The following is an 8,594-nucleotide window of genomic DNA, read 5'->3' on the forward strand; positions in this document are numbered from 1 at the left end:
TGGTCCCAACCCGGTCAGGCCGGTTGAAGCACGAAATGCGCCTCAAGGCTGGTATCTTTTGCGCTCCGCATCACGGGACGCAGAAAAACGGTTCTGAATTCACCGCTGTCATAGGCGAGGTGGCCATGCGGTTGGCCGAAGATCGGAATGATCTGCGGAATCTCGAGACGGAACGCCCCGTTCTTGTCGGTAAGCGTGGCGCCATGGCTCTGCGGCTCGTGCTCCTGCCCTTCGGTCGTGTGTGCCCAAATCTGGATGCGTTGCCCGGCGAGCGGAGCTCCGTCGCCGGCGCGGCGTACGGTGCCGCTCATCCAGAAGCCGCCTTTGCCGATCCGATCCACGATCGGCGCGCCCTTGCGATAGTTGTTGGCCCCGCCGGCCATCGAGTCCGTCGGTGCGAGGCCTTCCGCGCGGGCGGGCAGCAGAAGCCCGACAACCCCGGTTGCCAGGACGGAGCCGCCAGCGGCGAGCAGGTTGCGACGGTTGAACACGACGGTGGTCATGTGGATTCTTCCTCCTGGCGACCGTGCAGTTGCTCCGTGCAAGCTACAACAACAGCCGCGAGGTGCCCAGCTGAGGGACGCGAAGGGTGCGACAGGTCGCAGAGTTGTGAATGGGCGTGCCGGCCGCTCGACCCGCGTCGTTGGCGAGCCCAACCCATAGATGCGGTGCGGGGGAATTGCGTCGCTTCGCTCGCAATGGGGAAAGAGGCACACGCTAAACCCGTCATCCTGAGGAGGACGCAACGCGGCCGTCTCGAAGGATCGACGGCCCGGCTGGTGGCCGTGCATCCTTCGAGGCTCGCTGCGCTCGCACCTCCCGAGCGAACGCAAGTGCGTTCGTCCGGGGATGACGGATCTGCCGTCGCGCACTTGGCTTTCGTCATCTCGTTCGCCACCGCACCACTTGCGTCTACGCGCTGCGCGTCGCATTCCAGGCTGCGCGCGTCACAATTGCGGCGACCTCAGATTGCGTTTGTCGTGATGACAAACTGAAAGCGCAGCGCTAGCCTTCCGTCAAATCAAAACATACGGGAGGAATGGCATGCCAGACGCAGCAGTTGCAGCACGCGCTTCGGACTCCTCGCACAGCGGAACCACGCAGCAGGTCGACGTCGCGGTCGTCGGCGCCGGTTTCGCCGGTCTCTATCTACTGCATCGGTTGCGCAAGGCGGGCTTCTCGGTTGTTGCGCTCGAAGAGGGCGCCGACGTCGGCGGCACCTGGTACTGGAACCGGTATCCCGGCGCGCGCTGCGACATCCAGACCATCGATTACAGCTATACATTCGATCCCGAGCTCGATCAGGCATGGACCTGGTCGGAGAAATACGCGACCCAGCCGGAAATCCTGCGCTATCTCGGCTTCGTCGCCGACCGCTACGATCTGCGCCGCGACATCAGGTTCGGCACCAAGGTGACGCAGGCGACCTGGAATGATGCGACGTCGCGCTGGCAGATATCGACCAACAACGGCGCCAATGTCTCGTGCCGCCACTACATCATGGCGACCGGCTGCCTGTCGTCGCCGAAGCCGCCGGAGATCGACGGCGTCAAGGATTTCAAGGGCGAGATCTATTTCACCGGCCGCTGGCCGCATCAGGGCGTCGACCTGAAGGGCAAGCGCGTTGCCGTGATCGGCACCGGGTCGTCGGGCATTCAGTCGATCCCGTTGATCGCCGAACAGGCCGCGCAACTCACCGTGTTCCAGCGCACGCCGAACTTCGCATTGCCGGCCGGCAACGGTCCGGCGCCGGAGGATCGCAAGACCTTCTTCGAGACTGATCGTGCGGCCTATCGCGAGCAGGCGCGCTGGTCGATGGCCGGCGTGCCGTATCCGCAGCAGACCGTGGTGAGCTGGCAATTGAGCGACGCGGAACGCCGCGAGCGTTTCGAGAAGGCGTGGGCGGCGGGCGACCTCGTCCACATCCTGACCCAGCTCTGGGCCGACCAGGCGGTTGATGTCGACGGCAACCGGCTGGTCGCCGATCTGATCCGCGAGAAGATCGGTGCCGTGGTCAAGGATCCGGAGATCGCCGCGGCGCTAGCCCCGCACGATCATCCGTTCGGCGCCAAGCGTCCCTGCCTCGATACCAACTACTATGCGACCTACAACCGTCCGAACGTGACGCTGGTGAATCTGCGGCAGGAGCCGATCAAGGCGATCACCGCTGGCGGCATCTCGACCGACAAGCGCAGCTTCGATGTCGACGTTATCGTGTTCGCCACCGGCTTCGACGCGATGACCGGCGCGATCATGGCGGTGCATCCGATCTCCGGTCGCGGCGGCAAGTCGCTGTCGGATGTCTGGGCGCACGGACCGCAGACCTATCTCGGCGTCACCGTCGCGGGCTTCCCCAATCTGTTCATGATCACCGGTCCCGGCAGCCCGTCGGTGCTGTCGAACATGGCTGTCTCGATCGAGCAGCATGTCGACTGGGTGGTCGACCGCATCGCCGCGTTGCGTGACGCCGGTTTCGCCACGATGGAAGCGACCGAGGCCGCGCAGGCCGGCTGGGAACGGCACATGGCCGACTGCGCGACGCTGACGCTGCACCGGCTGGCCAATACCTGGTACACGGGCGCCAATGTGCCCGGCAAGCCGCAGGGCGTGATGCCCTATACCGGCGGCGTCGGTCCGTATCGCAGCATCTGCAACGAGGTGGTCGGGCGCGGCATGCTCGGCTTCAAGCTCACAGGACCCGGCGTTGCCGAGCAGTGCAATGACGGCGAGGTGGTGCGTTTGCAGCCGGATGTGCGGCTGGTGCTCGGCATGCTCGGCGAGATGAACCTGCCGCCGATCGAGACGATGGGCGCGCAGGGCGCGCGCGACTTCCTCAACGAGTTCAACAAGGGCCGTCCCGCGGGCCGTCCGGTCGGCGAGGTCGGCACCGGCATGCTGCAGGGCGCTGAAGGTCCGCTGCCGTACAAGCTGTATCGCCCGGCGACGCCGGGGCCGCATCCGATCGTGGTGTATTTCCACGGCGGCGGCTGGGTGCTTGGCGACGAGCTGTCGGACGATCCGTTTTGCCGCGATCTGTGCCGGCGCACCGGCATGATCATCGTCAGCGTCGGCTATCGCCACGCGCCTGAGCATCGCTTCCCGGCTGCGGCCGAGGACGGCTATGCGGCGACGCGCTGGATCGCAGCCCACACCGCGGAGCTCGGCGGCCGGGCAGGGCCGGTGCTGGTCGCGGGCTGGAGCGCCGGCGGCAACATCGCGGCCGTGACCTGCCAGCTCGCCCGCGATCGTGGCGGGCCCGAGATCGCGGGCCAGCTCTTGATCTGCCCGGTCACCGACTCGTCGTTCGACCGGCCGTCCTATGTCGACAACGCGGCCGGCTACTTCCTGACCCGCGGGCTGATGTTCTGGTTCTGGGACCTGTACTGCTCGCCCGCCGACCGCACCGATCCGCGCGTCGCGCCGTTGCGCGGCAAGCTCGAAGGCTTGCCTCCGGCATTCATCGCGACCAGCGAGTTCGATCCGCTGCGCGACGAGGGCAATGCCTATGGCGACGCGCTTGCGAGAGCCGGCGTCAAGGTCGAGCAGCTCAAGGCGCAGGGCCACTTCCACTCGTCGTTCGTGATGGTCGACGTCATCATCACCGGCGTCAGCGGCCGTGTGAAAATGGCGAAGGCGCTAAGGCGTTTCGCCGGACTGCCCGAGGAGCTGGAGCAGGACAACGTTGCGACGCCACGGGTCAACGCGGCGGCGAACTAGAGCATGATCCGGAAAAGTGCGAAGCGGTTTTCCAAAGAGATCATGCTTAAGCAATGAGCTAAAGCGCGATGACGATTCAACCTGATCTCATCGCGCTTTAGGGGCGCAAACCCCCGCGGCTTGCCCGCGGGGATTTCGCACGACTCCGGAGCTCCGGTTCAATCAGAACCGGAAGCTCTAGAGGAAGGCGAGGTGCTCCACCTTGTGCACGACGTCGTCGAGCGTCTGCTTGGTGGCCGCGGTATCGCCGCCGGCCATGAAGACCTGCCAGAACTGCCGATCGACATTGTGCAGGTGCAGGATGGACACGCGAACGCCGTTCTTGTTGCCGGCGACCTCCGACTGGGTATTGACGACATCGGTGAAGCCGTTCTGCTTCAGCGTGTTGGCGACGACGCCCTTGAGCTCGCCGACATTGGCGAGCGCCTCGCTGAGGCCCATGCTGCGGAAATTGAAAAACAGGAACGCCATGCGACACCTCCTTCTGTTGCGGACGAGCGCAGCGCGTGCAGAAGTGCACCGAACTGGCTCTCTCGCTCAACCAGAGGTGTATTCTTGTATTGAATAATCGCGTTATGAGCCGCTTCACACGAGCCGTGCTCGCGATCATGCGTCATTTGAACGCATGCGCTTCGCTAGCCGAGTTCGAACGTCGTGACGCCGAACACGCGATCGATCCGCAATGGCGGGATCGCGCCGGTGTACATCCGCGCGGTCTCGAACACCGGCGACAGCCCAAGGCCTTGCGCCAGCGCGACGGCATCGCGGTTGACCGCGGGCACATCGAGGAAGATCTCGCCGCTGCCTGCGCTGGCGAGCAATGCCGAAAGAATGATTTCAGCGCCGGCGCGGTCGTCGGCGACGAGCGGACCGATCTTGCGGCCAGTGCGGCATGGACGGATCACACCCCAGCCGGCCAGCCTGTCCTTGCGCATCAGCGCGCATCCGACATGACCCGGCGTATTGATCCAGGCGCGCAGGAAGGCCGGACGCGGCGCGGGAAACACCGTGGCGTCATCGGCCTCGACCAGCGCGATCGGCAGATCGGCGAGCGCAACGATGCCGGCGTTCGGCGCTGGTGGTGCGGTGACCGTGCCGCCGTAGCGCACATTGGCGTAAGCGAGCGCGAAGCCGGACTTTTGGTAGCTCGCCTGCTGCGCCACCACGCCATCGAGCCCGATCACGCGCGGATGCGCATGCGCGATGGCCGCATTCCAGATCTTCAGACCGTAGCCGCGGCCGCGCAGATCCGGGCGCACGATATAGAAGCCGAGGAAGGAGAAACCTGCGCCGCAATTGACGCAGGAGATCACCGCGACCGGCTCTCGGTCGAGCTCGCCGATGAAAAATCCCGACGGATCCTCGGCGGCAAAGCAGGGCGCATCGGCGAGACCGGGATTCCATCCCTCCGCCGCGGCCCAGTCGATCGCGAGCGCGATCTCGTCGGGTCGCATATGTCGGATGATGAGGTCGCTCATCGGCGATAATCCCGTGTGATTGGAGTCACGGACTGTGCCTCCATGTTTGTGACGATCACACTACCCTCACAGAATGAGGCTGCCCACAGACGGTGCTTGAACCGAACAAAATTTTCAACGAATTCGTCTAACAATTTATGGTTTTTATATAATTAGAAACACGTTTGACTTGTAGTTGCCACAAGCCTAACAATCTCGCGCGCCGCCGCGGATTTCAGGTGCGGTGCTCGTGAATCCCGAATCAAGCGGCCTTTGCGCCGCAAATTTTGAAATCGGAAGCACCCTCAGCAGAAAGGATTGCATCGCACGTCAGCAAGACAACTGAACGGAATTGGGGACGTTTTTCATTTCACCCAAAACGGAGTTTTCCCATGACTCAAGTTGTTAATTTGTCCGGTAATCCAGATATCGATGGCATTCTCTGGGGATGGGAGTGGGGTTCGGGCGGCGCGCAGAATCTGACGTTTTCGTTTCCCACCAGCAGCGCTGAATACGGCTATCAGGAGATCGACAATTTCGGCGCGTTCACCGCGTCACAGCAGACGGCGGTGCGTACGGCGCTCGCCAACGTCGCAAGTTTCACCAATCTCACCTTCACCGAGACGACGAGCGCCGGCGCGACGCTGCGCTACGCCAATGCCGACAAGATTGACTACACCGACGACAGCAGTGTCGCCCAGCACACCGGATTGCACGTGCCTGGCAACGCGCCCGGCACCGCGGAGGCCAATCCGCCCGAACTGGGCTACAACGGCAACGCGCCGTTCTCCGCGATGGGCGCGCAAGGCGACGCATGGTTCGTCACCGGCGGCTACACCAATCCGGTGCTCGGCAGCTTCCAGGATGCGGCCGGCATCATGCACGAGACCGGCCATAATCTCGGATTGAAGCACGGCCACATCACGCAGGACGGGCACGGCGTGACGTTCCCCGCGCTGCCGGCTGATCACAATTCTTACGAATACTCGGTGATGACCTACAGCCAGTTTCCTGGCGACAACGCGACCAATGGCGACAACGCGCCCGATCATCCGACCACCTACATGCAGGATGACATCGCCGCGCTCCAGTACATGTACGGCGCGAACTATGGTGCCACGGCGCACAACGGCAACACCACCTACACCTGGAGCCCGACCACCGGCGAGGAGTTCATCGATGGCGTCGGGCAGGGCGCGCCGCAAAGCAATTTCGTGCTGATGACGCTGTGGGATGGCGGCGGCACCGATACCTACGACTTCTCCAATTACACGACCAACCTCTCCATCGATCTCAATCCCGGCGCCTGGACCATTCTGGACACCAGCGCGGCGCACGCGCAGCGTGCCGATCTCGGCAATAACGGGGCGGGCGGCGCGGAGTATTTCGCGCGCGGCAACATCGCCAATGCGTTGATCGATCCGAACAAGCCGACCGAGACCGCGTCGCTGATCGAGGACGCGAATGGCGGCTCGGGCAACGACACGATCGTCGGCAACGCCGCCGACAACGTGCTTCGCGGCAATGGCGGCAACGACACGATCGATGGCGGGGGCGGCACCAATACGGTCGTCTACAGCGGCACCCGGCTGCAATACATCGCGACCCTGCTCGGCAGCGGTGCGATCCTGATCGCCGACCAGCGCGGCGGGTCACCTGACGGGACCGACACCGTCACCAACATCCAGAAATTCGAGTTCGCCGACGGTACATTCAACGAGACTGAGGTGCTGAACCGTCCGCCGGTGCTGTCGCCCGATCCGGGATCGCCGCATCCGCTGACCGAATTGGCCAACACCACCAATTCCGCCTCGCTGCAGGAACTTCTCGGCACACTGACGTTCACCGATGCGAATGCCGGCGACACCCACACCGCGAGTGAGGCGTTTGATACCGCGACCTGGTCTGGCGGCGCCACGATTCCGCTCGCGACGCAGGCAGCCCTCGCAACGGCGCTGACCGATTCGATTGGCGTCGACGGCACCAGCGGGACGCTCAACTGGCAGTTCGACCTGGCAGACAAGAATCTGGACTTCCTGTCGGCTGGCGAGACGCTGACTGTGGTCTACGACGTCACGGTGGCCGACCACCACACCGGCTCGAGCGTCAGTGACGCTTCGACCCAACAGATCACGGTCGTCTTCACCGGCACCAATGATCCCGTGTCGGTAGTGCCGGCACTGTCCAACTTGACGGGGACGATCAGCGAATTGCCCGGCGTCACAGGAAGTTCGACGCCGGATGCGACCGCCGGCACGATCGCCTTCACCGATCCCGACCTCAACGACCGGCCGACTGCGACGATCAATACCGCCGGCGAGACGGTGACCTGGCAGGACTCGACGCACGACTACACGTCGGAACTCACGCCGACGCAGATCGCCTCGCTCGAGGCAGCCTTTACGATCATGCCCGAGGCCGGCAACACCAACGCAGGCAAGATCGACTGGAGCTACAGCATCGTCGACAAGGATCTCGATTTCCTGTCGGTCGGCGAGAGCCTCACCGTCACGGTGCCCGTCATCATCGACGATGCGCATGGCGGGGCCGTCACCCAGGATGTCGTCCTCACCATCAACGGCGCCAATGACGCGCCGATCGCGGTCGCGGACAGCAACGGCACGGCCAAGAAGTCGACGCTGTCGGTTGACGCGTTGCACGGTGTGCTGTCCAACGACACCGATCCTGACATCCACGATCAGGGTCACTCGGTGGTCAGCGCCGTCGACGGGGCGGCCGGCAATGTCGGGCACACCATCGCCGGCACCTACGGCTCGCTGACGCTGGATGCCGACGGCAGCTATGTCTACGTCGCCAACAAGGGGGGCTTGCCGTCGCAGATCGTCGCGCAGGACACCTTCGCCTACACGATTGCCGATCCGCATGGCGCAACGGCGTCGTCGACGCTGAGCATCGTCGTGTTCAATCCCGGCGTCAATTACCAGGCCGGAAGCCATACCACACTGAACGGCGGCAACGGCCAGGACGTGCTCGACGGCTCGGCGGGGCACGACATCCTGATCGGCGGCAATGGCCCGGACGTGCTGATCGGCGGCGATGGTGACACGTTGACTGGCAACAACGGGCCGGACACTTTCCTGTTCCGCCCGCATTTCGGCACCAACGTGATCACCGATTTCGTTGCGCACAATGACGCCGTGCAACTCGACAAGTCGATCTTCGCCAGCGTGAACGACATGCTATCCAATCACACGGCCGATACCGCCGCCGGCGCTGTCATAACGGACGCGTTCGGCGATACGATCACCTTTGCCGGGATCAAGGCGGCCGAGCTGCAAGCGCACGCAGGCGATTTCCATCTGGTCTGAGCCGGAGGAGGGCGTCCTGCGGCTTGATTCATAAAACCACCCGCCGCAATCTGCTTGCGGCGGGGGGGGGGTCGGGGCATTTGAAAAGACG

At 63.9% G+C, this 8,594-nt stretch carries 5 protein-coding genes; 2 read left to right on the plus strand and 3 right to left on the minus strand.

What is annotated here, in order from left to right; genetic code table 11:
• Nucleotides 1-14: 14 nt before the first annotated feature.
• Nucleotides 15-503 carry a peptidase associated/transthyretin-like domain-containing protein gene (locus BraRD5C2_RS32365; protein ID WP_223975401.1) on the minus strand — a complete coding sequence of 163 codons (489 nt, stop codon included), beginning with the start codon at nucleotides 501-503 and terminating at the stop codon, nucleotides 15-17.
• Nucleotides 504-1,044: 541 nt separating this feature from the next.
• Here BraRD5C2_RS32365 and BraRD5C2_RS32370 point away from each other — a divergent pair.
• Complete coding sequence (locus BraRD5C2_RS32370; RefSeq protein WP_223975402.1) at nucleotides 1,045-3,717, plus strand: flavin-containing monooxygenase; 2,673 nt, start codon at nucleotides 1,045-1,047, stop codon at nucleotides 3,715-3,717.
• Nucleotides 3,718-3,894: 177 nt separating this feature from the next.
• On the opposite strand, the gene BraRD5C2_RS32375 is transcribed toward BraRD5C2_RS32370, so the two are convergent.
• Together BraRD5C2_RS32375 and BraRD5C2_RS32380 are read right to left on the minus strand one after the other, a co-directional pair.
• On the minus strand, nucleotides 3,895-4,188 hold the full coding sequence (locus BraRD5C2_RS32375) for a hypothetical protein (protein WP_212310569.1): 294 nt from the start codon (nucleotides 4,186-4,188) through the stop codon (nucleotides 3,895-3,897).
• A gap of 164 nt (nucleotides 4,189-4,352) precedes the next feature.
• Nucleotides 4,353-5,195: a GNAT family N-acetyltransferase gene (locus BraRD5C2_RS32380; protein ID WP_223975403.1), complete on the minus strand. Its 843-nt coding sequence runs from the start codon at nucleotides 5,193-5,195 to the stop codon at nucleotides 4,353-4,355.
• 371 nt (nucleotides 5,196-5,566) lie between these two features.
• On the opposite strand from BraRD5C2_RS32380, the gene BraRD5C2_RS32385 reads away from it, so the two are divergent.
• Nucleotides 5,567-8,503: an Ig-like domain-containing protein gene (locus tag BraRD5C2_RS32385; protein ID WP_223975404.1), complete on the plus strand. Its 2,937-nt coding sequence runs from the start codon at nucleotides 5,567-5,569 to the stop codon at nucleotides 8,501-8,503.
• The last annotated feature ends 91 nt before the right edge of the window (nucleotides 8,504-8,594 follow it).

The organism is Bradyrhizobium sp. RD5-C2 (genome assembly GCF_019972155.1).
Lineage (GTDB): Bacteria > Pseudomonadota > Alphaproteobacteria > Rhizobiales > Xanthobacteraceae > Bradyrhizobium.

Bases quoted from the DNA above. Each gene is read 5' to 3' on its own strand.
- BraRD5C2_RS32365 (WP_223975401.1), bottom strand. From the start codon at position 503: ATGACCACCGTCGTGTTCAACCGTCGCAACCTGCTCGCCGCTGGCGGC.
- BraRD5C2_RS32370 (WP_223975402.1), top strand. From the start codon at position 1,045: ATGCCAGACGCAGCAGTTGCAGCACGCGCTTCGGACTCCTCGCACAGC.
- BraRD5C2_RS32375 (WP_212310569.1), bottom strand. From the start codon at position 4,188: ATGGCGTTCCTGTTTTTCAATTTCCGCAGCATGGGCCTCAGCGAGGCG.
- BraRD5C2_RS32380 (WP_223975403.1), bottom strand. From the start codon at position 5,195: ATGAGCGACCTCATCATCCGACATATGCGACCCGACGAGATCGCGCTC.
- BraRD5C2_RS32385 (WP_223975404.1), top strand. From the start codon at position 5,567: ATGACTCAAGTTGTTAATTTGTCCGGTAATCCAGATATCGATGGCATT.